The organism is Arthrobacter sp. NPDC090010 (assembly GCF_044748305.1).
Lineage (GTDB): Bacteria > Actinomycetota > Actinomycetes > Actinomycetales > Micrococcaceae > Arthrobacter_E.
Genome location: NZ_JBIVFT010000013.1, coordinates 60,301 through 82,604 on the forward strand (window position 1 = coordinate 60,301; position 22,304 = coordinate 82,604).

At 64.8% G+C, this 22,304-nt stretch carries 27 protein-coding genes; 18 read left to right on the forward strand and 9 right to left on the reverse strand.

Annotation, left to right across the window (positions count from 1 at the left end):
- Positions 1 to 251 precede the first annotated feature (251 nt).
- Both ACIPXZ_RS16070 and ACIPXZ_RS16075 read left to right on the forward strand, forming a co-directional pair.
- Complete coding sequence (locus ACIPXZ_RS16070; protein WP_400596134.1) at positions 252 to 1,595, forward strand: MFS transporter; 1,344 nt, start codon at positions 252 to 254, stop codon at positions 1,593 to 1,595.
- A complete protein-coding gene (locus tag ACIPXZ_RS16075; protein ID WP_400596136.1) occupies positions 1,592 to 2,665 on the forward strand; it encodes an IS481 family transposase in 1,074 nt (357 codons plus the stop codon). Before ACIPXZ_RS16070 ends, ACIPXZ_RS16075 begins: the two co-directional genes overlap by 4 nt.
- Here the strand turns inward: ACIPXZ_RS16075 and ACIPXZ_RS16080 are convergent.
- Positions 2,624 to 3,064, reverse strand: a complete 441-nt coding sequence (locus ACIPXZ_RS16080; protein WP_400596138.1) for an SRPBCC family protein — start codon at positions 3,062 to 3,064, stop codon at positions 2,624 to 2,626. The genes ACIPXZ_RS16075 and ACIPXZ_RS16080 overlap by 42 nt on opposite strands.
- 53 nt (positions 3,065 to 3,117) lie before the next feature.
- Positions 3,118 to 3,681 (reverse strand): GNAT family N-acetyltransferase, encoded by a 564-nt coding sequence (locus ACIPXZ_RS16085; protein WP_400596140.1) that lies wholly within the window; start codon positions 3,679 to 3,681, stop codon positions 3,118 to 3,120.
- Positions 3,682 to 3,788: 107 nt separating this feature from the next.
- Between ACIPXZ_RS16085 and ACIPXZ_RS16090 the strand changes: the two genes are divergently transcribed.
- Entirely contained in the window at positions 3,789 to 4,823 is a 1,035-nt protein-coding gene (locus ACIPXZ_RS16090) for a DinB family protein (protein WP_400596142.1), read from the forward strand.
- Positions 4,824 to 4,844: 21 nt separating this feature from the next.
- On the opposite strand, the gene ACIPXZ_RS16095 is transcribed toward ACIPXZ_RS16090, so the two are convergent.
- Positions 4,845 to 5,636, reverse strand: a complete 792-nt coding sequence (locus ACIPXZ_RS16095; protein WP_400596144.1) for an MBL fold metallo-hydrolase — start codon at positions 5,634 to 5,636, stop codon at positions 4,845 to 4,847.
- A gap of 74 nt (positions 5,637 to 5,710) precedes the next feature.
- On the opposite strand from ACIPXZ_RS16095, the gene ACIPXZ_RS16100 reads away from it, so the two are divergent.
- Complete coding sequence (locus ACIPXZ_RS16100) at positions 5,711 to 6,313, forward strand: hypothetical protein (protein ID WP_400596146.1); 603 nt, start codon at positions 5,711 to 5,713, stop codon at positions 6,311 to 6,313.
- 23 nt (positions 6,314 to 6,336) lie between these two features.
- Here the strand turns inward: ACIPXZ_RS16100 and ACIPXZ_RS16105 are convergent, their stop codons facing one another.
- A complete protein-coding gene (locus ACIPXZ_RS16105) occupies positions 6,337 to 7,557 on the reverse strand; it encodes an FAD-dependent monooxygenase (RefSeq protein ID WP_400596148.1) in 1,221 nt (406 codons plus the stop codon).
- A gap of 86 nt (positions 7,558 to 7,643) precedes the next feature.
- Between ACIPXZ_RS16105 and ACIPXZ_RS16110 the strand changes: the two genes are divergently transcribed.
- Positions 7,644 to 8,168, forward strand: a complete 525-nt coding sequence (locus ACIPXZ_RS16110) for a MarR family transcriptional regulator (protein ID WP_400596150.1) — start codon at positions 7,644 to 7,646, stop codon at positions 8,166 to 8,168.
- 217 nt (positions 8,169 to 8,385) lie between these two features.
- Complete coding sequence (locus ACIPXZ_RS16115; RefSeq protein ID WP_400596152.1) at positions 8,386 to 8,760, forward strand: hypothetical protein; 375 nt, start codon at positions 8,386 to 8,388, stop codon at positions 8,758 to 8,760.
- Here ACIPXZ_RS16115 and ACIPXZ_RS16120 read toward each other — a convergent pair.
- Positions 8,730 to 9,551, reverse strand: coding sequence for an SDR family NAD(P)-dependent oxidoreductase (locus tag ACIPXZ_RS16120; RefSeq protein ID WP_400596154.1), 822 nt, complete (start codon positions 9,549 to 9,551; stop codon positions 8,730 to 8,732). The two genes, ACIPXZ_RS16115 and ACIPXZ_RS16120, sit on opposite strands and share 31 nt — an antisense overlap.
- Before the next feature lie 84 nt (positions 9,552 to 9,635).
- On the opposite strand from ACIPXZ_RS16120, the gene ACIPXZ_RS16125 reads away from it, so the two are divergent.
- The gene (locus ACIPXZ_RS16125; RefSeq protein WP_400596156.1) at positions 9,636 to 10,082 is read left to right on the forward strand and encodes a GNAT family N-acetyltransferase; all 447 of its coding nucleotides are present in this window, start codon (positions 9,636 to 9,638) and stop codon (positions 10,080 to 10,082) included.
- Between the two features lie 311 nt (positions 10,083 to 10,393).
- On the opposite strand, the gene ACIPXZ_RS16130 is transcribed toward ACIPXZ_RS16125, so the two are convergent.
- The gene (locus ACIPXZ_RS16130; RefSeq protein WP_400596158.1) at positions 10,394 to 10,954 is read right to left on the reverse strand and encodes a TetR/AcrR family transcriptional regulator; all 561 of its coding nucleotides are present in this window, start codon (positions 10,952 to 10,954) and stop codon (positions 10,394 to 10,396) included.
- A 56-nt stretch (positions 10,955 to 11,010) separates the two neighbouring features.
- Here ACIPXZ_RS16130 and ACIPXZ_RS16135 point away from each other — a divergent pair, with 56 nt between their 5' ends.
- The 4 genes from ACIPXZ_RS16135 to ACIPXZ_RS16150 are packed head-to-tail and all read left to right on the forward strand — an operon-like array spanning position 11,011 to position 13,751.
- Positions 11,011 to 11,418, forward strand: a complete 408-nt coding sequence (locus ACIPXZ_RS16135) for a carboxymuconolactone decarboxylase family protein (protein ID WP_400596160.1) — start codon at positions 11,011 to 11,013, stop codon at positions 11,416 to 11,418.
- The gene (locus tag ACIPXZ_RS16140) at positions 11,415 to 12,449 is read left to right on the forward strand and encodes an aldo/keto reductase (protein ID WP_400596162.1); all 1,035 of its coding nucleotides are present in this window, start codon (positions 11,415 to 11,417) and stop codon (positions 12,447 to 12,449) included. The genes ACIPXZ_RS16135 and ACIPXZ_RS16140 overlap by 4 nt, the downstream gene beginning before the upstream one ends.
- 54 nt (positions 12,450 to 12,503) lie before the next feature.
- Positions 12,504 to 12,812: a hypothetical protein gene (locus tag ACIPXZ_RS16145; protein WP_400596164.1), complete on the forward strand. Its 309-nt coding sequence runs from the start codon at positions 12,504 to 12,506 to the stop codon at positions 12,810 to 12,812.
- Positions 12,813 to 12,860: 48 nt separating this feature from the next.
- Positions 12,861 to 13,751 carry a hypothetical protein gene (locus tag ACIPXZ_RS16150; protein ID WP_400596166.1) on the forward strand — a complete coding sequence of 297 codons (891 nt, stop codon included), beginning with the start codon at positions 12,861 to 12,863 and terminating at the stop codon, positions 13,749 to 13,751.
- Here the strand turns inward: ACIPXZ_RS16150 and ACIPXZ_RS16155 are convergent.
- Positions 13,732 to 14,124, reverse strand: coding sequence for a MerR family transcriptional regulator (locus ACIPXZ_RS16155; RefSeq protein ID WP_400596168.1), 393 nt, complete (start codon positions 14,122 to 14,124; stop codon positions 13,732 to 13,734). The genes ACIPXZ_RS16150 and ACIPXZ_RS16155 overlap by 20 nt on opposite strands.
- A gap of 82 nt (positions 14,125 to 14,206) precedes the next feature.
- Between ACIPXZ_RS16155 and ACIPXZ_RS16160 the strand changes: the two genes are divergently transcribed.
- The 3 genes from ACIPXZ_RS16160 (at position 14,207) to ACIPXZ_RS16170 (ending at position 16,160) form a co-directional block, all read left to right on the forward strand.
- Positions 14,207 to 14,803: a DUF998 domain-containing protein gene (locus ACIPXZ_RS16160; protein ID WP_400596170.1), complete on the forward strand. Its 597-nt coding sequence runs from the start codon at positions 14,207 to 14,209 to the stop codon at positions 14,801 to 14,803.
- Between the two features lie 246 nt (positions 14,804 to 15,049).
- Positions 15,050 to 15,481, forward strand: coding sequence for a hypothetical protein (locus ACIPXZ_RS16165; RefSeq protein WP_400596172.1), 432 nt, complete (start codon positions 15,050 to 15,052; stop codon positions 15,479 to 15,481).
- 46 nt (positions 15,482 to 15,527) lie between these two features.
- Positions 15,528 to 16,160 carry a hypothetical protein gene (locus ACIPXZ_RS16170; RefSeq protein WP_400596174.1) on the forward strand — a complete coding sequence of 211 codons (633 nt, stop codon included), beginning with the start codon at positions 15,528 to 15,530 and terminating at the stop codon, positions 16,158 to 16,160.
- Between the two features lie 78 nt (positions 16,161 to 16,238).
- Here the strand turns inward: ACIPXZ_RS16170 and ACIPXZ_RS16175 are convergent, their stop codons facing one another.
- Positions 16,239 to 17,135: a LysR family transcriptional regulator gene (locus ACIPXZ_RS16175; RefSeq protein ID WP_400596176.1), complete on the reverse strand. Its 897-nt coding sequence runs from the start codon at positions 17,133 to 17,135 to the stop codon at positions 16,239 to 16,241.
- A 379-nt stretch (positions 17,136 to 17,514) separates the two neighbouring features.
- Between ACIPXZ_RS16175 and ACIPXZ_RS16180 the strand changes: the two genes are divergently transcribed.
- Genes ACIPXZ_RS16180 through ACIPXZ_RS16190 form a run of 3 tightly spaced genes read left to right on the forward strand, consistent with a single transcriptional unit; the run spans position 17,515 to position 19,737 of the window.
- A complete protein-coding gene (locus tag ACIPXZ_RS16180; RefSeq protein WP_400596178.1) occupies positions 17,515 to 18,486 on the forward strand; it encodes an endonuclease/exonuclease/phosphatase family protein in 972 nt (323 codons plus the stop codon).
- Between the two features lie 39 nt (positions 18,487 to 18,525).
- Entirely contained in the window at positions 18,526 to 19,224 is a 699-nt protein-coding gene (locus tag ACIPXZ_RS16185; RefSeq protein WP_400596180.1) for a hypothetical protein, read from the forward strand.
- Between the two features lie 9 nt (positions 19,225 to 19,233).
- Positions 19,234 to 19,737 carry a GNAT family N-acetyltransferase gene (locus ACIPXZ_RS16190; protein WP_400596182.1) on the forward strand — a complete coding sequence of 168 codons (504 nt, stop codon included), beginning with the start codon at positions 19,234 to 19,236 and terminating at the stop codon, positions 19,735 to 19,737.
- 3 nt (positions 19,738 to 19,740) lie between these two features.
- On the opposite strand, the gene ACIPXZ_RS16195 is transcribed toward ACIPXZ_RS16190, so the two are convergent.
- Positions 19,741 to 21,702: a penicillin-binding transpeptidase domain-containing protein gene (locus ACIPXZ_RS16195; RefSeq protein WP_400596184.1), complete on the reverse strand. Its 1,962-nt coding sequence runs from the start codon at positions 21,700 to 21,702 to the stop codon at positions 19,741 to 19,743.
- 166 nt (positions 21,703 to 21,868) lie between these two features.
- Between ACIPXZ_RS16195 and ACIPXZ_RS16200 the strand changes: the two genes are divergently transcribed.
- Complete coding sequence (locus ACIPXZ_RS16200; protein ID WP_400596186.1) at positions 21,869 to 22,144, forward strand: GlsB/YeaQ/YmgE family stress response membrane protein; 276 nt, start codon at positions 21,869 to 21,871, stop codon at positions 22,142 to 22,144.
- Positions 22,145 to 22,304: the final 160 nt, after the last annotated feature.

A 22,304-nucleotide genomic window follows, 5' to 3' on the forward strand; every position in this document is an offset into this window, starting at 1 on the left:
GTACTGACCGAGGACGTTGATCGAAGGCTCGGCTGGGGCTGGTGCTTCCGGCCAATACGGGGGTGGATCGGCTGAGGTCGACCGTTTACGCTGAGTGGGTGCCGAAAACAGACACGCTGCGCCGTCGCTGATAGCGGCGGCGGCCCGTCCAGCTGCCGCTCCTGACCCCTTGAGTCCGGAGCGCATTTTTGAGCGCTCGAAATCTTCGCGGAAAGCAGCTGTTTGTGTCTTCTCTTGATCCCTGTTCTGGCATGTCTTCGGTAGCCCGTCGTGCACTCCTGGCGGACCTCGTCTCCACGGCCGTATTCCCGCTGGCCATCACCGGCTCGACTGCAGTCGTTCCGATCGTTGGCGCCGAGCTCCACGCGCCCGCCGGTCTCGCCGTCTGGGTGGTCTTGGCCTACAACACAGTCTTCGCGGCCACGCTGCTTGGTGCTGGGCGGTTCGCCGACCGGACGAATCGTGCACGCTTCTTCCTCGCTGGGAATCTCCTCGTCGCAGTGACAGGGATCGCTTCGGCGCTAGCTACAACCACCGAGTCCCTCATCGCCCTGCGTGCCATCGCTGGCTTGGGTGCTGCTATGTGCGCGGCCGGAGGTTCCTCCATGATTTTGGCCGCGTTCCAGCCTGCACACCGCCCTCGTGTGTACCGATACAGCGGCGTGGTCTTGGGCGCGAGCCTCGCGGTTGGTCCACTGCTAAGTCAGGTGTTGGTCGGCACCCTCGGGTGGCGCGCCGTTTTCGCGGTGCCCGCGGTGCTGGCCCTCGTAGCGGCGGCGGCCTCGATCCGGTTGCCGGACTGGCCACACGACACGGAACGAGTGGACTCAGCGGGAGTCTTGACCTTCGCAGGTCTGGTGGCAGCTGGCTGTGTGATCCTGGGTCTGATCGGAACCGCCCCGCCTGCGACGCTGATCATGTCGGCCGCCGCGACCGCGCTGGTCGGTGTGTCGTTCGTTCGCAAGGAGGTGCGTGCAGACTCGCCCGCACTCCCGCTTGACCTGCTCGTCATCCCTGAGTTCCGTTGGTACGCAACCGCCTCGGGTGCTTTCATGGGTTGCCTGGTCAGCGCCCTAGCTCTGCTTCCGCTCCTCGCGGTTGGGCAGACGTCACCCGCATTGATCACGACCTGTCTCGTCCTGGTCACTGCAGCCCCCGCGATCTTGCCCCTGTTGATTGCGTCATTGACACGACGTGCACCGAGAAAAGTCGTCAGTTTCTGCCTCCTGGTGTGCGGCGTCGCCAGCGTGTTGACGGCGTTCGCGGCAGTTCCCTCCCCCTTCAGCCAGGTAGCCGTGATTCTCGCCGCCTTGTGCCTAGGAGTGAGCCTCGGCGCGAGCCAGGGCATCCCAGACGGTCAAGGCCTTGCCAAGGTGCCGGCCACACGCGGAGGCGCTGGTGCGGGTCTGTTCAGCACGACGCGGATGACCATTGAGACGCTGGTGCTCGCGGCAACAACAGGCCTTGCCGCAGCGGTCGGTGTTGGAGCGGGGGCTCTCGTGAGCGGTGTCATCTGCGCCCTCGTACTGCTATCCACGCCGCTGACATCACGCGGTGACGCCAGTAGCCATGGTGATGTTGAGGGCTCCTCATGAGTGCTGTTCATGCAAACGCGACTCTGACGCCGCGCCATCGCCTGATCGTCGCCCGGCTCGTCGTCGAGGGCGGCTATCCGATTAGTGAGGTGGCCGCCCGCTTCCAGGTCTCTTGGCCGACGGTAAAGCGGTGGGTCGACCGCTACCGCGCCGGCGAGTCGATGCAGGACCGGTCCTCCAGGCCAAAAACGTCACCGAACAAGACAGACAAGGCGGTGGCGAAGCGGTGTGTCAGCCTGCGCATGCGCCTGCGCGAGGGGCCAGTCCAGCTCGCCGCCCGCCCGGGCATCGCGCCGTCGACCGTGCACCGAATCCTCGTCGCCGGGCGCGTGAATCGTCTCTCCTACGTGGACCGAGCAACCGGTGAACCGATCCGACGGTACGAACACGACCACCCGGGGGCGCTCGTGCACGTGGATGTGAAGAAGCTCGGGAACATTCCCGATGGCGGTGGCTGGCGCTACGTCGGCCGTCGCCAGGGCGAGAAGAACCGTGCCGCCACCCCGGACAGACCCAAGAGCAAGTGGTACAACCCCAAGCTCGGGTACGCCTTCGTCCACACCGTCATCGACGACCACTCTCGCGTCGCCTACACCGAGATCCACGACGACGAGACTGCCGTCACCGCCGTCGGTGTCCTGCACCGGGCCGTCGACTGGTTCGCCGATCGGGGCGTCACCAGAGAGCGAGTTCTCTCCGACAACGGCGGCGCGTACAGGTCGTACCTGTGGCGTGACACGTGCGAGGCACTGTCGATCCGACCGAAATTCACGCGCCCGTACCGGCCGCAGACCAACGGCAAGGTCGAACGCTTCCACCGCACGATGGCCGACGGCTGGGCCTACGCTCGTTGCTACTCCAGCGAGCAGGAACGCCGTGACGCCCTCGAAGCGTGGCTACACCACTACAACCAACACCGTCCGCATACGGCCTGCGAGAACCAGCCACCGTTCTCACGATTGACTAACGTCCTCGTTCAGTACAGCTTGCCATCAGTTCTGTCCTGGGGCACCCCCGTCTCAGGGCACTCAGTCCTGTTGCAAGTGCGCTTTGGCCCGCTCCAGAGCTGACACCTCGGCGTTCATGGTCTTCTGGACCGGCCCACTCATGACGAGGGCTTTCAGGCCTCCAAGTTCGGCCTCCAGAGTGAACGTGACTCTGGTGCCGGACCCTTCGGGCTCGAAGCGATACTCACCCCGCGGCCGGACAGGGCCGCTGATGCCTTCGAAGTCGACTCGCGACGGCGGTTCATAGGCCGTCACCCGGATGTCCGCGGAGATCGGTCTGCCACCGGGCCCCGCAACGGTCTGCTCATATTCGACACCGACGGCGAGGTCGCCCTTGCGGCGGATCGATGCGACTCCTGACCGCCAGCGCGGATCGTTCTCCGCATCGGCGAAGAAGGCGAAGACCACCTCCGGGGAAGCTGAGATCACGACACTATTGCTGGCACGCGCTGTCTTTGACATGCCCTCATCAAATACCGCGCTGCGGCCCCTGGCAAGGGCGTGCGTCGCAGCGTTCAGCCGAGCCGGGAGAACGGTTCCGCATAGCGGAACCGGCCGACCTCGCCGTCGTACGCAGCAAGAAGCCTGACCTGGAAGAATTCGCCCCAGGAGGGATCGGGGGAGGCCACCCCGTGCCGGGTCGCCGGCTCCCAGCCGTGCCGTCCGTAGTAGCCAGGATCGCCCAGCAGGGCGATCAGCTTCTCGCGGTTCCGTTCCGCGACGGCGATCGTCGCATCGATCAAGGCCGAGCCGATGCCCAGCTTCTGGTGGTCCGGACGGACGGAGATCGGCCCGAGTCCGAGGACGGGGACCTCCGCGCTCCCCGTCGCGTCTTGTTCCAGGACGGAGCGGGTGGTCATGACGTGCCCGACGACGGCACCGTCCAGTTCGGCGACCAGCGCCAGATCCGGCAGATATGAGCGATCCGTCCGCAGCCATTCGACGAGCGTCGCCTCGCCCGGATCGCCCGTCGAGTCCACCGCTGGCGCTGCGTGCGGTGCGGTGCGGAATGCCGTCGCGACGAGGGCGCGGACAGCCGGAAAGTCATCGGATCGCTCAGGGCGGATGTTCAGGATCACGGCCCCACCGTCCCATGACTCACCGAGCAGTGCAAGGCGGCTCTTGCCAGGCACTTGCCGCGATGTGAAGCTGATGAGAAACCCGCCAGGCAAGCTAAGGAGCCGCCGTGTCCAGCGCGATCAACGATTCCCAGGAAATGCGGACCGGGTCGCCGGAGCCGCCACCACGCGAAACCCGTGATTGGTCAGGGGTCCTTGAGACCGGCTGCACCGAGTGCGGCTTCCCCGCGGGGGAATTGACCCCTCAGGAAACGGCGCACCGCTTGCGCGATGTCATGCCCGGCTGGGAGGAGGCTCTCCGTAGCGATGACGTACGACACCGGCCCATGCCCACGGTGTGGTCCCCGGTCGAGTACGCCTGCCACGTCCGGGATCTGTGCCGCTTGCTTCCGGCACGGCTGAGCATGATCCTGTCCTTCGACAACCCTGAGTATCCGGACTGGGACCAGGACGCGGCGGCACAAGAGCACGCGTACTGGACGGAGGAACCCTTGGCGATCGCCGATGATCTCAGCCGATGGGCTGCGGCCGCGGCTGCGGCGCTGGAGGCCTGTTCCACCGCTCAGGGGGAGCGGACGGGCCGACGTTCGGGAGGCCGGACCCTCACACTGAACCAGCTGTGCGCCACCTTCCTCCACGAGGTTCACCACCATCTGAGAGACGCAGGAGGTGGCCGTTCCGGGCAGTCCGCTCAGGACCGGGCGGAGATCATCGACTTGCTCCAGCGTTTCTTCTCCGCGTTCGTTCCAGGTCCTGCCGTCCACCGTGGCGCCGGGATCCTCCGTGAGGCCCTCCTCCCTGAGGCCGTGATCATCCGTGCCGGTAACGGCTCGACGGCGGTGTACGGAGTTGCGGAGTTCATCGAACCCCGGGTCGAGCTGCTCAGCCGGGGAGAGCTCCTCGGATTCCGTGAGTGGGCCGACAGCGCCCGGATCGATCTGTTCGGAGACATCGCCCAGCTGTGGTGCGGCTATGCCAAGTCCTGGAGCCAGGACGGCCTGGACCATCGCGGCCGCGGGCTGAAAGGGATCCACTGCGTGCGCGCTTCCACGGGCTGGCGGATCAGTTCGATCATCTGGGAAGACGAGCGGGAGGGCCTGCCGATTCCGCTCTTCCCGCCGTTGCCTCGTCTGGATGATTGAGAGGATCGGGACAGCCCGGTGTCACGACGACAGAGTAGCCCGGAGAGGCTCGCCGTGGCCCGGCAGGATCAACGCGGGAGACCTTTTCCGGAGCGCGGCGAAACTGAGCAGGGCGTTCGTCTGATCGGCGGTGAAGAAGCCCGGCAAGAGCTGGGCAGTGCCCGGGCTGTCAAGGAGCTCATGTCCCGTCACGAGTGCGTCGCCTGTCGCCAGGACACCTCCGACGGACCTCTCGAAGAGGAACGCCGATGACCCGGCCGTATGTCCAGGGCAGTGCACCACGGTGGGTTCGCCCGGCACTGCCAGTCGCTCGCCGTCCAGGAAGGTCCTCGCCGGCGTGATCGAGACCTTCTCCAAGGCCCCGAGACGGAGAGCCTGCCGGAGCCAATGCCTGACCCGTGGGCTGATGAGCCGGGGCAGCACCTGAAGGAGGCTCAGTTGCTCGCGTTTCGGCCCGACGAGATTGCCGGATTCCAGCTCATGGCACCAGACCGGGACACCGTGTTCAGCCGACAGCTTCTGCGCCGCGCCGATATGGTCGACGTGGCCGTGGGTGACCAGGAGGGCCACGCACTCCGTCGGGTGGAGATCCAGCGATGACAGTGATTCAAGAAGCAGCGGATAGTCTCCGGCATAGCCGCTGTCCACCAGCGTGAAACCCCGGCGTGCCGCGGTGTCTCCTTCCTGATCCAGGACGATGGTCCAATTGGAGGACGTCCCTTGGACGAAGAACACGCCGGGCTCGACTTCGGTGATTCGCGGAGACCGGCTCAGTGTGCCGTCCTCCTGCTTGCCGTGATGATGCTTCGACACGGGTCTTCCCTTCGATGATGTGCGGCGGCGCGGCTTGCGGGCAGCTCTAAGACAGGCTGTCAGACTTGGCCGCTATGGACCACTTGACGGAAAGCCGAGGGAACGATCGGATGGAGGCGGTGCCCGTGTTCCTGGAAGGCGTCAGCGACGTGGCGGCCGTCTCGTCCCTCGCCCGTCGACGTGGACTCGGGCTGCAGAAGATACGACTCGTCGATCTCGGCGGAGTGACGAACATCCGGCGTGCCCTCGTGGAGTCCTCCCGCGTCGGCGTCGCCCACGACGCACTCGGACTGTGCGACGAAGGCGAGGCACGCTTCGTCCTCAAGGCCTTGCAAGCCATCGGGACACCCGTCGACCATGTTGATGAACTGCCGCACCACGGATTCTTTCTCTGCCGTTCCGACCTGGAGGAGGAACTGATCCGGGCACTCGGCACGCGCCGCACGGTCGCCGTCGTCGAACGGCTTGGTCTTCGCCCTAAACTCACGGCACTGCAGCAACAGCCGGCCTGGCAGGGCCGGCCGTTGGCCGAGCAGCTGCATCGCTTTTGCGGGGTGGCCTCCGGACGGAAGGAACTGCTCGCCGGAGAACTCGCCGCCGAGCTGGAGCCGGGGGAGGAGCCCGAACCCTTGAAGCAGCTCCTGGACCGCATGTCCGTGGCGAGCCGACGTCCCTGAACCACACGGCGCAAGCGGCCGGATCAGGCGCGCGCGATGATGGGCGTGACGGGCGAATCGAAGTCGAGATGATGACCCTGCAACCACATCATCGACTCGCCGCCATCGCGTTCGGCGCGGCGGAAGATCATGGGGAGCATCGCATCGCGCAGCAGACGGGCCACCGGACCCGCTGCCTTCTGGTTGGAACTTCGATGTCCGTGCTTCACGATCCTCTCGACCCGTTCGCGGCGCAATAGTTCATAGTGCGCGAAGGCTGCCGCGGCATCCGGGCAGTCGCGCAGACACTGGGCCAGGACGACGGCGTCTTCCAGGGACATGGCGGCCCCCTGGCCGGCTGAGGGTGCCGTCGCATGAGCGGCGTCGCCGATCAGCACCATGCGTCCGGCGCCGTCATGCCACCGCTTCACCACCGGCATGTCATACGTCGTCCAGCCGGTCAGCGGGCCCGGGGCCGCGTCGATGATCGCCGCGGCAGGCCCGGCGTCTCCGTCCATGAGCTCATGGAGCCAGCCGCGCCATTGGGCGTCACTCATTCCGGAGAGCACTCCCTTGGCAGGCTCGTGTTTCATCGGAGGGTTGGCGAACCAGACCGTTCCTCCGTCGGGAGTCGGCATCCACGCGAAGAAGCATTTCGTACCGAACTGCATCAGAAACTCCCTCTGCCGCGCTTCGACAGTGAAGCCAGGGATGTACCCTCCGGTATTCAGCACAGGGACGTAGCGGGGTACGGCGGCGTCCGGGTCGATGGTCGTCCGAACGCGGGAATGAATGCCGTCTGCACCGACGAGGAAATCGCCCATGGCCACGCTGCCATCCGCGAATCGTGCGGTGACGCCGTCTGCCGTCGCCTCCGCCGTCACGAACTCCTTCCCGTACTCGACGCGTACCCCGTGGGCCCGTGCCTGATCTGCCAGCGCTCGGTAGAGTTCGGCCCTGGGCATCAGCAGGGACACCTGCCCGTCCGGCCGCCGTGCGGCCATCGGCATTCTCCCGAGGTGTTTGCCCTTGCCATTGATGAAGCTGATGTCATCCATCGGATAGCCGAGTTCTTCGACAGGCGCGGCCAGACCGACCGCACGCAGGGCGTCCATGCCGTTGGCCTGGAAGGAGATCCAGGCGCCGAGGCGGTCCTGATCCGGCGCATCGCGCTCGTAGAGTGTCGCGTCGATACCGACTTTGCTCAGGGCGACGGCGAGGACCGGGCCTGCGATTCCCGCTCCGATGATGAGTGCGTGAGACATGACTCCTGCCGATCCCGTCGGATGGTGTTCGGGCATCCGACGTAGTAACTTGATTATCAAGCTATTGTGAGAAGGAGGTAGCTTGATTGTCAAGCGACATTGAAAGTTCCGTCGCCGCGCTCGGGCCGGTGGTGCAGGAATATCAGGCCGTCGTCGATGATTTCGACCGGGAGTCCGCCCGCATCCTGGGCGTGAACGAAACAGATCTCCGCTGCTTGGAACTCGCGGTCACGGCGGGGGAGAGGGGTATCTCTCCGCGGGAGATCGCCGATCGCCTCGGACTGACCACCGGCAGCGTGACAACGATGCTCGTCCGCCTGGAGCAGGCGGGGCATCTGACACGCAGTCCTCATCCGAGTGATGGGCGGCGCGTCATCGTCAAGATCACGGAGTCAGCCCAGACCGCGATCTGGGAGATCATCGGTCCGCACATCGAGGAGTCGACGGCCGTCGTCGCGGGAGACTTCACCGCGGACGAGCTCGCGTCAGTGCGGCGCTTCCTGAGCACTGTCACGGCCATCCAGCAACGGCATGTCGAAGCGCTGCGAGGCACGCCGGCCCGAGGCGGCGGCGCGGTGAGGACATCGACGGAACGGAGGATTGAGCCATGACATACACCGGTCAGGACTCACGGGACGGCCGCATCGGCGAGTTGCTGAGTTCTGAACGCTATGCCCGGCGCGCCGCGGTCGTGGCGCAGGAGCTGGCCGAGATCTCGGACGGACTCCGCTCCGCGGACGCCGACGTCGCCCGCGCGGCGGCGCGAAAACGGCAGCTCTTCTTCTCAATGCTGTCCGGAATGCCTCGGAGCGGTACATCTCACATCCCATGTGGGAGCCAGTCGCCCGCCCCGGGGAGACCGCTGCCTGGAATGAGCAGTCCGCGGCGGTAGCGGATGCGCAGGCGACCTCGCCGTCGCTTGAGATACGAGCAGAGGCTGCCTACCTGCTCGCAATGCACGGAGATGGCCGTGCCTGGGAGATGTTCCACCAGCTCATCGGACGACGAAGCGCCCTTCTCGGTCAGCTCGAACTGGCCATACTGCGCTACCCGCAGAGCATTGATCCTGCCACGGCCGCCGGACTCAGCACCCTTGCCGAGCAGACCGCCATCAGCCACCCGAAGCAGCGTTATGCGGCAGAGGGAGTGCGCGCTGCACTGCTCGCCCTGGATCAGCCGATCCAGGGCGCCGTGAACTCCTGAACCCGTCCGCCATCAAGGTCTGCCAGCGAGACACTGACGAACGCGGTGGCGGCCTCCGAGGACTGCCGACGGAAGGAGGTGTCGGCCGAGGCGGCGGCGTCGGCGATCATTTCTCCCGCGCTCTGCGGAGACTGCGCATTGGCGAACGCACCTGCGGTGCGGGAAAGATAGGCGTCCAGTAGGGGAGTGTAGGCACCAGCGTCGGCGGGACGCTCGACGTTGTTCACGAATTCGCTGGCCACCGCCGCGGGCTCGATCACGCCCACGTGCACACCGAACGTGGCGGCGACGACGTGGAGCGATTGCATGAAACCTTCGACGGCGAACTTCGCACCGCAATACGCATCGGCGAAGGGCTGACCGACGACGCCACCGACGCTGGTGATGGTCAGGATCCGGCCGCGGCCACGGTCCCGCATTCCCGGCAGAACCAGCTTCGTCAGATTCACGGGTGCCAGGTAGTTCACGTCGAGTTGCGCCTGGATCTGCTCCATGCTGAGCTGCTCCGCCGTTGCGACGCAGCCTTGTCCGGCATTGTTGATCAGGACGTCGATCCGCCCGTAGTCCTTGATGACATCAGCGACCAACTGCGCGGCGGCCGCATGATCGGTGACGTCCAATGCACGAACATCGAGCTCGACACCGGCCTCCTGGGCCGCGTCGCGAAGCCGGTCGGCTCGTCCGGTGTCGCGGAGAGTCGCAACGACGTTCAAGCCTCGCTTCGCCAGACTGATTGCCGCGTACAGACCCATTCCAGAGGAGGTGCCGGTGATGATTGCAGTGTCGCTCATGAGGAGAATCGTAGACCCTCAACATTGCCGGCACGAGATGCCAGTACGGGGGAGTCGGGCCCCCTTGTCGGGTAGCGTCGATACATGAGTAAGACGGCGACGATCGAAACACTTGCAGCATTGTCAGACTCCGACGCGGACGCACTTGAGGGCCTGCTCGGGCAGCTGTCGTCCTCCGCGACGTTCGACCGCGTTCGCATGGAATCGCTGCTCAGCCATGACGCAACTGAACTACTGGTCGCACGTGTCGATGATCAAATCGTCGGCATGGCGACGCTCGTCTCGTTTCCGTTGCCGACCGGGTTCCGCGGATTCGTCGAGGACGTGGTCACGGACGCGACGATGCGTGGACACGGCATCGGACGACTCCTGCTGGCGACAATGATCGACATTGCCATTGATCGCGGCTTTCGCTCATTGGAGCTGACCTCACGGCCATCACGTGAGACGGCGCTGCGACTGTACGAGTCGCTCGGCTTCATCCGCAGGGACACTAACGTTCTGCGGTTCACTCCTGAACAGCGGATCTGACGCTTTTGAGTAAGAGGTTCGTCAGCACGACAACACACAAGGCAACAGATCCAAGGATGTTCTAAAAGCACCGATAATCTACATTATGTCAACTAATAATAATCTCCAGCTCCCCTCCACCTGTCAGTCGCCCCGGACTCCTTGCAAGCACCGCACATCAGAGGTGTAATGGCGGCAGGCCGTCCCTCTGAGTGGACGCGCGTCTTGAAGGAGTAATCGTGGGTATCAGCGCCGGAGCCCTAGTGGCCGTGTTCGTCGCCTTGTTCGTCGTCCTGGTTCTTCGCCGTCGGAAGTGACCCTGCCTGCACCGACTACTGAACCGTGGGCCACATGGTTTTGATCAGACGGGCTGCATAGGCCTTGTCCAGTGGCGCGTGTGCAACAAGCGCGTTGTAGTAGAGCGCCCCGTAGAGGCTGTCGACGAGCATCTCCAGATCCGTCTCAGCAGGCAACTCCCCCTGCTCCACTCCACGACGCAGACGTTCGACGGCGGCCTCCCGGCGGCCCGCGATGTACCGTTCGCGGAGCGCATCGGCCAGTTCGGCGTCGTGCGTGCTCTCGGCGATCAAGGACAGATAACCGCGGCCGACGGGGTTGTTGAACAGCTCGATCACAAGCTCAATCTGCCGCATGACGTCTTCTCGCGCGGATCCGGCGGCCTCGAAAACGACCTTGGGGGCGAGCCTCCGGCTCAGGGCGTCCATGAGCACTGCCGACTTGTTCGGCCACCATCGGTACACCGTCGTTTTCGCGACACCGGCCCGGCCAGCGATTTCCTCGATCGAGACCCCCGGCAGTCCCCTCTCCATGAAGATCTCCCAGGCGGCGTCCTGAATCTTCTCCGTGGCTCGGCTACTGCGTTGTGCGGGCATGAACATCATCATATCGGCCATTTACACGAAACGCTACGCATCGTATCGTTTTAAACATGACAGCTACCCCATCACGCTACGAGCGCGGCAAAGCGCTCATGGACCGCATCCTCGGCCCTGAGGATGCCTCGACCGTTCTCGACGGCTTCAACGCCATCTCCCCCGACTTCGGCAACTACGTCGTGGAGGCGGGTTTCGCAGATATCTACGGCCGGGACGGTCTGAGCCTGCCCGAACGGCAGCTTCTCAACATCGCCATCCTGACAGCACTCGGAGGGGCTGAGCCTCAGTTGGCACTCCACATGCGTGCAGCGCTCAATGTGGGCGTCTCCCCCACTCAGATCATCGAGAGTGTCATCCACACAGCCCTCTATGCCGGGCACCCACGCGCGGTCAACGGACTTCGCGTGGCCTCCGAGGTTCTTGCGCAAGCCCAGCACGTATCCGAGGACGGTTCACGATGAGCATGACCTTCCGGCGCCTCGGGCGCACCGGAATTCACGTGAGCCGATTCGGTCTGGGCACCATGCACCTCGGCGCCTGGGGAAACACCGACACGGACGACGCCACAGCGCTTGTTCACAGGGCCCTGGATGCCGGAATCAATCTCGTGGACACCGCGGACATGTATTCCGACGGCGAGTCGGAACTCATCGTGGGCAAAGCGATCAAGGACCGCCGTGACGATGTGGTGCTCGCCAGCAAGGGGTTCTTCCCCATGGGTTCCGATGTCAACCGGCGCGGTTCCTCCCGCCGCTGGATCACCCAAGCCGTGGACGCGAGCCTGAAACGTCTCGACACCGATCGCATCGATCTCTATCAGGTCCATCGACCAGATCCCACCGTGGACCTGGACGAGACCCTCGGTGTGCTGTCGGATCTCGTCCGGGCGGGGAAAGTCATCTCCATCGGTTCCTCCGGATACTCCGCTGAACGTCAGATGGAGGCGCATTGGGTCGCGGACCGGCGCGGGCACATCCCCTTCCACACGGAGCAGTCGCCATACTCGATCTTCGTACGGGGCGTCGAGCGCCACGTCCTGCCCACCGCCCAGCGTCTAGACATGGGCGTTCTTACCTGGAGCCCACTCAACAGCGGTTGGCTCACCGGACGGTTCCGCGGCGGCTCCGAGATGCGCCTGGAAGGATTCCGGGAAATGATCTCCTACAAGTTCGATCTCTCCAAGGGTGGCAATCAGCGCAAGCTTCACGCCGTAGAACAACTGCTCAGGCTCTCCGCCGAGTCCGGCATTCCCCTGACTCACCTCGCACTCTCCTTCGCAGCCTCGCACCCGGCGGTGTCCTCGGTCCTCCTCGGCCCTCGGACCACGGCCCAGCTGGATGACCTTCTCGCAGCGTCCTCCGTGCGGCTCAGCAACGATGTTCTGGACCGGATCGATGAAATCGTTCCCCCTGCCACCGATTTGAATCCTGAGGACGTCGACTACACACCGCCGCATCTACAGGATCCAAGTCTCAGGCGCCGGTCCGACTGAGCGGGCATCGCATCGCCCCGGCATGCCCGGAGCCGCGCCTGATTGAATAAACAGGTGAAAGGTCACTCCAAGCCGCAACGTCACCGCGAAGCCCTGCCTCCCCGGGCCGTCGTGACATCCGGAGTGGTGCTCTCGCTCCTTCACGCCGGCGTCCTCGGAAGCGTTGCTGCACTCGGCCTCCTCCTGGTGGTGATGCTGGTGGCCAGCCTGTCTTTTTCCGCCGGCACCGGTCCCGTCGCGCTCGGCGTCCTCGCGACCTCTTCCGCGGGCATCGTGTTCCTGGGACTGCTTTGGGGCCTCTGCGCCGTTCCGGAGCGGCTCGCCCGAGCGAGGTTCTACTCGGAATTCGCCCCGCGAAGCTAGGAACTCGCGGACACTGTCGTGGTCCGAGGCCAGGTGTCAGACCCCTACGTGCCAGCCCTCTGGAGCTGCGCGTCGCTCGGGTCTATCGCGCTACTCGGCGCCATTCCCTGCATCGTGCTCGCTCTGGGCGAAGCGGATCAGCGCGACGATCTGGAACATCGGGAAGCGTTCACCGCCTGGGCAGCATGGTCCGGCGCCCTGCTCGCCGTCGTCCTCGTCTGCACTGCAGTCTTTGTCGCTCTCGCCGCACTCAACCGACGCTGGACGGCCGACGTCGGAGCGGCACTCCCCCGTGTCTCCTTCGGCGACCGTGGCCCTGCTGTCAGAATCACGACACGTCAGCAGCGCCGCCGCGCACGCCGTAGCCGGCAAGCTACTGATTGGTGGCATCTGGGCGGCTCGATCATCGCCGGCGGGGGTGGTGCGCTGATCTTCCTGGGGCTGTACGTTCACCAACCCGGCCTGCGCGCCGACAGGGTCTCCTACCCGGCATCCACTGAGGCTGTCATCGGGGGAATCGTCCTCAGCGGCGGCGGCCTGCTCTTCATCGGCCTCGTAGCACTCTTGATGGTCGACGGGCTGATGTTGTTTCGTAAGGTGTCGGCCCTCCGCAGAACGGTTCGGCGACCCGACCAGGCCACACCCGCTGACCGTCGTCTTGCGCGCGTTGCGATGTCCGCGGTGATCACGAGCTGCGATGGCGCACTGATGGTCTGGACGGCGGTCACCGTGCTCGGTCTCGGATCGGCCCTCGGCACCGGGAACGTCGCCGCCTTCATCCTGCCGCTCGCCCTCTGGACCATAGTCGGATCGGTCCTGGCGGCCGCACGATGGAAGGCCGAAAACATCGCACCCCTAATCCGTAACAGCGTCGGCTACGAACTCCCGAGCCAACCCGACAGCAGCGAATTCCCCGACATCAACCTTCACGGCCAGTAGGCGTTTCCAGGGACTCCCCCGTGCCCGATCGACGCCGTAGTTCCTGCAGTGCCGCCTGGATGGTCTCCCGTCCGCGCCGCAGTTCGGAGATCCGTGAATCGATCACTCCCAGCTGATCCTCCAGGAGCCGGCTGCGCTCGGCATTCCCCAGCGTCTCCCAGTCGCTCATCTGATGCCTCATCTGCGATAGGGAGAAACCAGCCGCGCGACCGGCGAGAATGAGCAGCACCCTCCGTAGGGCGTCTTCCGAGTAATCGCGGTAACCGTTCGGATGACGGGTGATCTGGCCCGTGCTGAACATGTCCCGCTGCTCGTAGTACCGGATGGCGGACGGTGCAAGACCCGTCTGCGCCGCCAATTCACTGATTCTCATGATGCTCCTTGACCTTCAAGTTACTTCACACTTTAACGTTCGAAGAAAGGCATTGCACTCCCGAATTGAAGGATCATCGATCATGTCCCAGCTGTTCGCCGTCGTCGCCGCGGCCCTGTTCACACTCCGCCTCGTCCTGTTCCTGACGCTCCATCTGATCCCGGGAGGAATCCACCCGGCGCGGGACACTGTGAGCGACTACGCCGCTTCCAACTCACCTCTGACCCGTCGGCTGGCCTCCATCGCTTCGTGGTCCGCGGCAGGTGCCTGGCTGGCGCTAGGAGCCGGCGTGTTGACTCACTCCGCACAGAAGGATCCGGCGCTCGGCGGCTGGCTCCTCCTCCTCGGGGTCCTCCTGTCGGTCATGCCGTTCGCACCGACCGATCGCACGGGAACGACGACGACGGCGCGCGGGCGGCTCCACCTTCTGCTCGCGATCGCCTGGTTCACCCTTGCGTACGCCACCATCGGTCCCTTGAGCCGCTTGGTGGCCGGAGCCGCACCCACGCAGGCACTGGATCCGCTCAATACACTGGCGGGGATCGCGCTCGCTGCACTCGTGGCCTCGTTGATTCTCCCGGCGTTGCGTCGACGCACTTTCGGGATCAGTGAGAGGATCTTCATCCTCGTGGTGACCATCGCTCCCCTGCTGGCCGCCGTGGCTCTCGTGGCCCACTGAATCCACTGCGAGGACCCAACTCACACCCTTTCAACGGACCTCACGGCGAACCATGCCGAGTCGGTATCGCTTCCATCTCACATCGGTCTTGGACCGCCTGCGCCGGGCTTCGTAATACTGAGGAACTGTGCACCACTTCACCGGCTCGATTCTTATCTAACGGTGAAAGACACTGGTGCACTCAGGGGGGTGAGTGGCTTTTGCGCTTCTTACCGGAAAACGCAAAGTCTGGCCGCAGGAGGGCGCTTGAAGAAACTGTATGAAGAATCACAGGCCGCCCTCCTGCTGCTCTGTCTCATTCTTTCGACGATGGGGGTGATTCTGCTGTGGCCGGATTTCCTTCTGGCATGGTCCGTCGCTGCCGTTTGCGCCCTGATCGTCTATACGGTGATCCGGCGGCGTAGCCGCTTGCGGGGTGATTCGATTTCGGACGTTCATCCTTCGACCGATGCTCGTGAGTTGGGGGGAGAATCAGGCCACCTCAGGCGTGATTCTTCCATCGGGCATCGGTCTGAGGATATTGGTCCGGCCTCGCAGGAACAGCTCGTCGAGTCCTGGCCATTGGTCTGGTACGAGGAATCAGGCGTCTCCCTCTCGGAACAAGTCCGCCAGTGGAGGGCCGAGGGCTACATCCAGGGCCCGGCGGCTGCCCGTGTACTCGCGGGCCTGCAGTCCTGAGATTTGTTTTCTTTCCCCTTCGCTCAACTAATTCCAGGAGTTAATCATGACCAACGAGACGAAAACGTCCGTGGAACGACGCCGAGTACTGCGCGGAGCCGCATGGGCGGCCCCCGTCGTCGCAGCCGCAGCCGCAGCACCCGCCGCCGTCGCATCCGGCGCACCGAGTTGCCCCACCTGCCTCAAGGCGGGCACCTTGCTCGGTGGTGTGACCACCAGCCAGTCCGCGGTGGTGGGCAACAAGGGCGCGCTGGCTTTCGCCGGCGTGTTCGGACTCGACTCCACGAAGTGTGACCTGACCCTGTTCCAGCCGGTTTACACCTCGGTGGTCACCTCCGCGACCCTGACGATGAGCGACGGGAGCACCCACAGCGGAACCGGCCTCGGGACCGCCACCGGAACCTTCGGCCAGATCGGCGCCCTGCCGGGCACCTGGCTCTTCAGCGGGATCAATTTCCCGTCCGGAACCTACCTGCTGAACAGCAATCCGGTCCGGCCCGTCCGGATCACTGCCACGGTGAGCATCATCCTGATCGGCCTGCCGTCGCTGATCAAGATCACCTGCCCGGTGACCCTGACCTGGAACTTGAACGTCTTCGCCACAGGCGTCGTCACCCCGACGTTCCTCGGCGGAGCGGGAACGCTCAACTACACGGGAACGGCCACCCCGGTTCCCTGAGGCACTCTCGCTCCTGACGAAAGCGTGGCCTGCCCTTCGGGGCATGCCACGCTTTCGTCATTCCGGGTCCCAGGCTTTCTACTCGGGGCTGTTTCTCACGTACTCGGGATTCTCAACAAATGCACGCAGGTCCTCGGCGATCTCCCGCAACCAGCTCTCGGCATAGTGACCCGGACGCCAAGCCATCCACAGGCCGGTCTGAGTGCGCTCCGCGCTTCCAGGGTCGACCAGATCGCACCCCCAGGTTCCATAGCCGCTGGGCTCTGTTGTGATGCCGATGCCGAAACCTGCCGCGGCCAGTGCCAGAATATTGCTTCCTTCTTCACATTCGAGCAACTCACCAGGCGTCACGCCGCAGCGCGCAAGCGCCTCCTCCAGAATCTGTCGGCTGACGGTCTGCGAAGGATGAACAATGAGCGTGCGATCCTCCAGCTCCGAAAAGTCGACACTGGCGCGACCATGCCACTCATGCCCCTGTCCGACATGAACCCTGAGAGACCCCGAACCGAGGAGCTCGTGTTCCAGGTCGTCGCTCGGGCGAACCGGTGAGATGACGAAGTCGGCACCTTTGCTGAGCTCAGCGTCCAAGCCGAAGTGGCCTCCCACTCGTGCACTGATCATCGGGATCCTCGTGCCGGCTTCCGCGATGTAGCGCGAAAGGACACCGCGGATCGTCGCGATCGTGGCAACACAGCGCAGTTCCTTCACGCAACCCCAGCGAAGCACCGCCACGGCCTGATTGGCATAACGCTGCTGACGCACAAGCTCCCGCGCGATAGGGACGAATGCCTCTCCCCCGGGCGTGAGAACGAGCCGTTGTCCGCTGGGCTCGAGCAGCTTGATTCCGAGCTCCGCCTGCAGGGCTTTCAATTGCCGGCTGAGGGCAGGCTGGGCCAACTGCACGGCCTCCGCCGCCGCGGTCACCGTGCCGTGGTCGACAACCTCCAAAAAGAGCGCCACGCGCCTGATATTCACCAAGGGATCATATCCAGTGAAACTAGGCATACCAATTCGGCGGATGACTATGGGATACCCGAATTGAAATGCGAACAAATAGTCGAGCCTGACCGGCAGTTCGGATTCGTCTCGCCACCTTGATTGTTAATCGTTCCAATGAAATTGCTGAACGCTTCTCGGGCATTTGCCGGAGGCCCGTATTCGATCGTCACGAATTGCTCCTGACCTAACCCGATGTTCTCGCCTGACACCAAGATGAAACCGGTCTTCCGGCATTGAAACCAGGCAGCTACGCAAAATCCGCCCGAGCGGACAGCATGGCTGGAAAGCGTCACCATCCACCCGCTCAACGGTCTTCCAAGGTTCTCATCAGATTGTTCTGATAAATGTTGGACACATGCCCAATGAAACCCTGGAGACGAACGCGCAGGCGTCGTTTTCGTCAGCGCCTTCGCGGCGCGGCGGCATCCGCATCGCGCTAGTCGTCCTAGCGCTGGTCCTTCTCGTTCTGCTCGTTCTGGGCCCGCTGTTCCCCGGTCCGGTAGGAACATTCGCGGCCATCCTCCGCCCGTGGCTCTGGCTCCCGTCAGCGCTTGTCGCTCTAGGCGCTCTCTTCGCCCGTCGGTGGCGCAGCTCAGTGGCGCTTGCGATCCCGCTCGGGCTCTGGTCGGTCCTGGTTCTCCCCGGAGTCATCCCTCCACTGCAGCATCCCGGAGGGGTGAGCAAGGGACTGACGGTGGCGAGCCTCAACGTCCATGCGGGGTCTGACGCAGACACCGTCTCCGCCCAGGCCGGCGCGCTCGAACACCAGGGGGCCGATGTCATCGCCCTGGTGGAGCTCGACCAGAACTCCCGCTCGGTGGCCGCCCGCACCTTGGCAGACAGCTATCCCTATTCATCCACGGTGGGCACCGTGGGCCTCTGGAGCCGATTCCCCCTGCACGCTGAGCAGCCGCTGGAACTGGGGCTCGGGTGGAAGAGGGCGCTGCAAGTCACCGTAGACTCCCCCGCCGGTTCGGTGAGCCTCTACGCGCTCCACGCGGCGTCGGTACGGGCCGGCGACCAGGAGGCGCGTGATCTCATGCTCAGTGACCTCGCGGATGCCATACGTCAGGATTCCTCACCGAGGATTCTCGCCATCGGTGACTTCAACGCCGTCGCTGACGACCCCGCGATGGCCGGCGTCCGCGAGCTTCTGGAGGAACCTCGCCAGAGTGTGCCGTCGTTCGGCATGACCTGGCCATCAGCATTCCCTCTGGCGCGCATCGATCACGTCTACCAGCGAGGCCTCACCCCCGTCTCAAACATCGTCCAGGACATCCCGGGCAGCGACCACCGCGCCGTCGTCGCCTCCTTCGAGGCAGCCTGACGCAGCGCACTGAACGACCCCCATGGCTAAGCTCAAGGTATGACCTCGTGGCGGAACGGACCTTGGCCTGCGCTCGTCGCTGCGCTCGGCGACCGGCCCCATCACCGGGACGTCGAGCATGCTCTGCGCTCAGCCGGCTGGAGTTCGGCGGGCGCCGGCGACTGGGCCATCGCACTCCGCTCGCCGGACGGTGCGTTCGCGGCCCGGATCAGCCCCTTCGACCCCATGGGTCCCTACACCGCACGGCTGTACCGGGAAGCCGCGGCCACCAGGCACGTGCCGATGCTCCTCCTGCACCTCAGGCTCGAGGGCGGTGGCGATCTGCAGATCATGGAATGGCTGGCGCCGGTCCCCGAGGATATTGCACGAGATGTCCATCAGGCCATCGCGACGGGCCGCCCCGAGACGGCAGCGTTGGCCGCCATCATCGACGGAGTGCACGAGGACGCCCGCGCTCTGCTCCCCTGGTGTGGTCCGCTCGATAACAATCCCGCGAATGTCATGCGGGCCGCCGACGGCCATCTGGTGGTGATGGACCTCTTCTACGCGGATGGGCTCGGGCTCTACACGGCGGCCTCAGAGACCCCCGAGCTGGTAGCGGCAAGCATTCCCGAGCACGAACGCCGCTACATGACCGAAATCCCCTTGGCGGGTTCCGGCCCGTGGCAGCCCGGGGAACAGGAACGGATCCGCCAGCTCCTCCTGAACGCGGACAACAAATCGAGGGGCGGACTCTAGGCTGGGACCATGGACCACTCTCCTCAGAGATCTCATGCGCCGCAACTCTCAGCCGATCATCCGCACCTCCGGGTCCGGCGGGCGACCGAACAGGATCTGCCCGTCCTGATCGCGATGCTTCACGATGACGTCCTGGGCGAAACCCGGGAGCAGCATGATGATGCCGCCTATCGCCGTGGCTTCGCCGCCGTCGACGCCGACCCAGGCCAGTTCCTCGCTGTCGTGGTGGATCCTCAGGACACCGTGCTCGGCATGATGCAGCTGAGCCTCATCCCTGGGATCTCACGCGGGGGGCGACTCCGGCTGAACGTCGAAGGTGTCAGAATCTCCTCCGCCAACCGGGGCCAGGGTCTGGGAAGCGCCATGATGAGCTGGGCGATCGGCTTCGGCCGCGATCACGGAGCAGGTCTGGTGCAGCTCACCACCGACGCGCGGCGTCTGGATGCCCATCGCTTCTACACGCGACTCGGCTTTGTGCCGAGCCACGTAGGCATGAAGCTCCAGCTGGACTGACGGTCAGCCGGCCGCGCCGTCCAAGAACTTCTTCAGGAGCGGGCCACTGGTCTCGGCGCCGAAACCGCCGTCTTCAACGAAGACGGCCACAGCCAAGTCACCATGGGTGGCCACGATCCAGGCATGCGTCTTCGGCGGGTTGTCAGTGCCGTACTCGGCGGTGCCCGTTTTGGCTCCCACAGGGGCTCCCGGCACTGAAGACAGGAAACCCGCGTGCCCGGAAGTCACGACGGCGCGCATCATCTCCTGCAACTTCGTCGCCTCAGCCTTGGTGATCGGTTTGTCGATCACCGGCGCAGCCGAGGCGGAGGCACTGGCGGACGGCAGACTTCCCGCACTTTCGCCGAGGATCAGTTTCGGCGCCACCGGGGCACCTTTCTCGACCGAGGCGGCCATGACCGCCCCGGCGAGCGGCGAGAGCAGGATCTTGCCTTGGCCGATCATCGACGCGGCGTGCTCGGTGCCGTCGGCAGTCTCAGGAACCGAGCCGAGGAAGGCATCGAACCCGAGGTCCGCCGGAGGCAGCCCTATGCCGAGCGACCGTGCCGAGTTCTCCTGCTGCGCCTGGGACACCTTGTCCCGGGCGTTGATGAACGCGGTGTTGCACGAGTGAGCGAACGCCGTCTCGAGCGGGACGGAGCCGAGAGACGATTCCGGGTAACCGGGCGCGTTCTTGAAGACGCGGCCGTCAACCGTCACCTGCGGTGTGCACGACACCGTCGACGATGGCGACATGCCATTACGGATCATGGCGAGGGAGTCGACGATCTTGAACGTCGAGCCAGGCGCGTACTGGCCCACCATCGCCGTGTTGTACCCGTTGCTTCCCGGCCCCGAAGCCGCCGCCAGGACGGCCCCGTCCGAGGGGCGTACCGCGACGAGAGCGGACGCGGTTCCGGAAACGCTCGCCAACGTGTCGTCCGCGAGCTGCTGCAAGCGAGGATCCAAGGTGGTCTTCAGGGGCTTGCCGGCCTCAGGCTTGCGTTCGAAAAGCACTCGTGAGGTGGTGTCCGCGGACTGCTCCTGACCCTTCACCGCAGCCTTCCCGGCCGTGACGATCACACCGTCCTGACCTCGAAGCTGAGCGTCGTATCGGGCCTGAAGCCCACCCAGTCCGGTCAGATCCCCTGCTTTGAGCGCCCCCTTCGACTTTTCCACCTGCTCTGCGGTCGCCTCGCCCACCGTGCCGAGCACGGCACGGGCGAAGGTGCGGGTGGGGGCCAAAGCCAAAGTCCCATCCACGATCCGTGCGCCCGGGACCGTGTCCAGCTTGGCAGGGGTGAGGGCTTTGGCCTCGGCGGAGTCGGCACGCAAGGTGATCGCGCTGACGAAGGCCTGTGGTCCGGCAGCCCTCACCCGGCCTGCGAACTCGGCTGCGTCGACATCTGCCAGCCGGGCCACCTGTGCGGCGGATGCGGCGGGATCCTTGCCTTGCAATCGCGACTTGTCCACTCCGAAGTTGATCACAGGACGGTTGGTGACCAGGACCTTGTCGCCGGCACCGAGGATCGAGGCCCGGTCAGGACTCTGACTCGCGAGGCTGAGGACCTCACCGTCTTTGAGGTCCGGTGCCACACTCGCCGGGCTCCACTGGGACGTCCACTGATCACCCTTTTTATCCAGCGTCGCCTGCGTGGTGTAGCCCCACTCGCCGCTGGAGAGCTTCCAGGCGTACTTGAGATTCACCGTCGCCTTGTCCCCATTCACAGTCACCGAGTCGACGGTCACGGCAGGTTTGACGGTTCCCATCCCCGCGGTGATGTCCTTCAGCTTCTGAGCCGTCTGTTGTGAGTCGGCGCCGTCGAACGCGGTCTTGCTCAGATCCAGAGAGGAGAGCGCTCCGGCCAGGGCCTGCCCCGCTGCTTCGGCTCCCTTGCGCCCGTCATCACAGGCGGTCAGGGATCCCAGGAGGATCAGGGCTGTCAGAGTACTTGTCAGAAGGCGTGTTTTCCCCACGTGCGCCATTATGCCTTGAGGCTACGACAAAGTATGGACGCCCTGATCCGCGGCTGGCCGTGAGATCCAATTGCGACTCATACTGGGCATCTGGTATAAGCGCGCCACCGGGCGGATAATCAAAGTAGGTCATGGCATAAGCCACGTACCGGCAAACAGAAGGAAGGAGTCGGCCATGAGTTTCCTGGCTTTCCTCGTACTGGGTCTCATTTGCGGCGCGATCGCCAAGATGATCATGCCGGGTGAGCATGGCGGCGGCTGGATCACCACTTTGATCCTCGGCGTCGTCGGAGCGATTCTCGGCGGCTGGATCGGAGCCGTCGTCTTCAACGTCGGCATGGCGGGATTCTGGAGCCTCCAGAGCTGGATCCTGGCCATCGTCGGGTCTGCCATCGTACTGTTCGTCTTCGGGCTGGTCAGCCATGGTGGGCACCGGCGAGTGAGCCACTGAGACGCGGGGGGGGGGGGGGGGGGGGGGGGGGGGGGGGGGGGGGGGGGGGGGCGGGGCGCGGGGGGGGGGGGGGGCGCGGGCGCCGGGGCCGGGGGGGGGGGGGGCACCGCGGGCCCCGCGGCCCCCCCACCACCGCGCCCACACGCGCACAAAAAAACGA

Bases quoted from the DNA above. Each gene is read 5' to 3' on its own strand.
- ACIPXZ_RS16170 (WP_400596174.1), top strand. From the start codon at position 15,528: ATGACCAACGAGACGAAAACGTCCGTGGAACGACGCCGAGTACTGCGC.
- ACIPXZ_RS16185 (WP_400596180.1), top strand. From the start codon at position 18,526: ATGACCTCGTGGCGGAACGGACCTTGGCCTGCGCTCGTCGCTGCGCTC.
- ACIPXZ_RS16130 (WP_400596158.1), bottom strand. From the start codon at position 10,954: ATGCCCGCACAACGCAGTAGCCGAGCCACGGAGAAGATTCAGGACGCC.
- ACIPXZ_RS16135 (WP_400596160.1), top strand. From the start codon at position 11,011: ATGACAGCTACCCCATCACGCTACGAGCGCGGCAAAGCGCTCATGGAC.
- ACIPXZ_RS16080 (WP_400596138.1), bottom strand. From the start codon at position 3,064: ATGTCAAAGACAGCGCGTGCCAGCAATAGTGTCGTGATCTCAGCTTCC.
- ACIPXZ_RS16200 (WP_400596186.1), top strand. From the start codon at position 21,869: ATGAGTTTCCTGGCTTTCCTCGTACTGGGTCTCATTTGCGGCGCGATC.
- ACIPXZ_RS16140 (WP_400596162.1), top strand. From the start codon at position 11,415: ATGAGCATGACCTTCCGGCGCCTCGGGCGCACCGGAATTCACGTGAGC.
- ACIPXZ_RS16180 (WP_400596178.1), top strand. From the start codon at position 17,515: ATGCCCAATGAAACCCTGGAGACGAACGCGCAGGCGTCGTTTTCGTCA.
- ACIPXZ_RS16155 (WP_400596168.1), bottom strand. From the start codon at position 14,124: ATGAGAATCAGTGAATTGGCGGCGCAGACGGGTCTTGCACCGTCCGCC.
- ACIPXZ_RS16075 (WP_400596136.1), top strand. From the start codon at position 1,592: ATGAGTGCTGTTCATGCAAACGCGACTCTGACGCCGCGCCATCGCCTG.
- ACIPXZ_RS16115 (WP_400596152.1), top strand. From the start codon at position 8,386: ATGTGGGAGCCAGTCGCCCGCCCCGGGGAGACCGCTGCCTGGAATGAG.
- ACIPXZ_RS16120 (WP_400596154.1), bottom strand. From the start codon at position 9,551: ATGAGCGACACTGCAATCATCACCGGCACCTCCTCTGGAATGGGTCTG.
- ACIPXZ_RS16195 (WP_400596184.1), bottom strand. From the start codon at position 21,702: ATGGCGCACGTGGGGAAAACACGCCTTCTGACAAGTACTCTGACAGCC.
- ACIPXZ_RS16190 (WP_400596182.1), top strand. From the start codon at position 19,234: ATGGACCACTCTCCTCAGAGATCTCATGCGCCGCAACTCTCAGCCGAT.
- ACIPXZ_RS16160 (WP_400596170.1), top strand. From the start codon at position 14,207: ATGTCCCAGCTGTTCGCCGTCGTCGCCGCGGCCCTGTTCACACTCCGC.
- ACIPXZ_RS16070 (WP_400596134.1), top strand. From the start codon at position 252: ATGTCTTCGGTAGCCCGTCGTGCACTCCTGGCGGACCTCGTCTCCACG.
- ACIPXZ_RS16105 (WP_400596148.1), bottom strand. From the start codon at position 7,557: ATGTCTCACGCACTCATCATCGGAGCGGGAATCGCAGGCCCGGTCCTC.
- ACIPXZ_RS16100 (WP_400596146.1), top strand. From the start codon at position 5,711: ATGGACCACTTGACGGAAAGCCGAGGGAACGATCGGATGGAGGCGGTG.
- ACIPXZ_RS16125 (WP_400596156.1), top strand. From the start codon at position 9,636: ATGAGTAAGACGGCGACGATCGAAACACTTGCAGCATTGTCAGACTCC.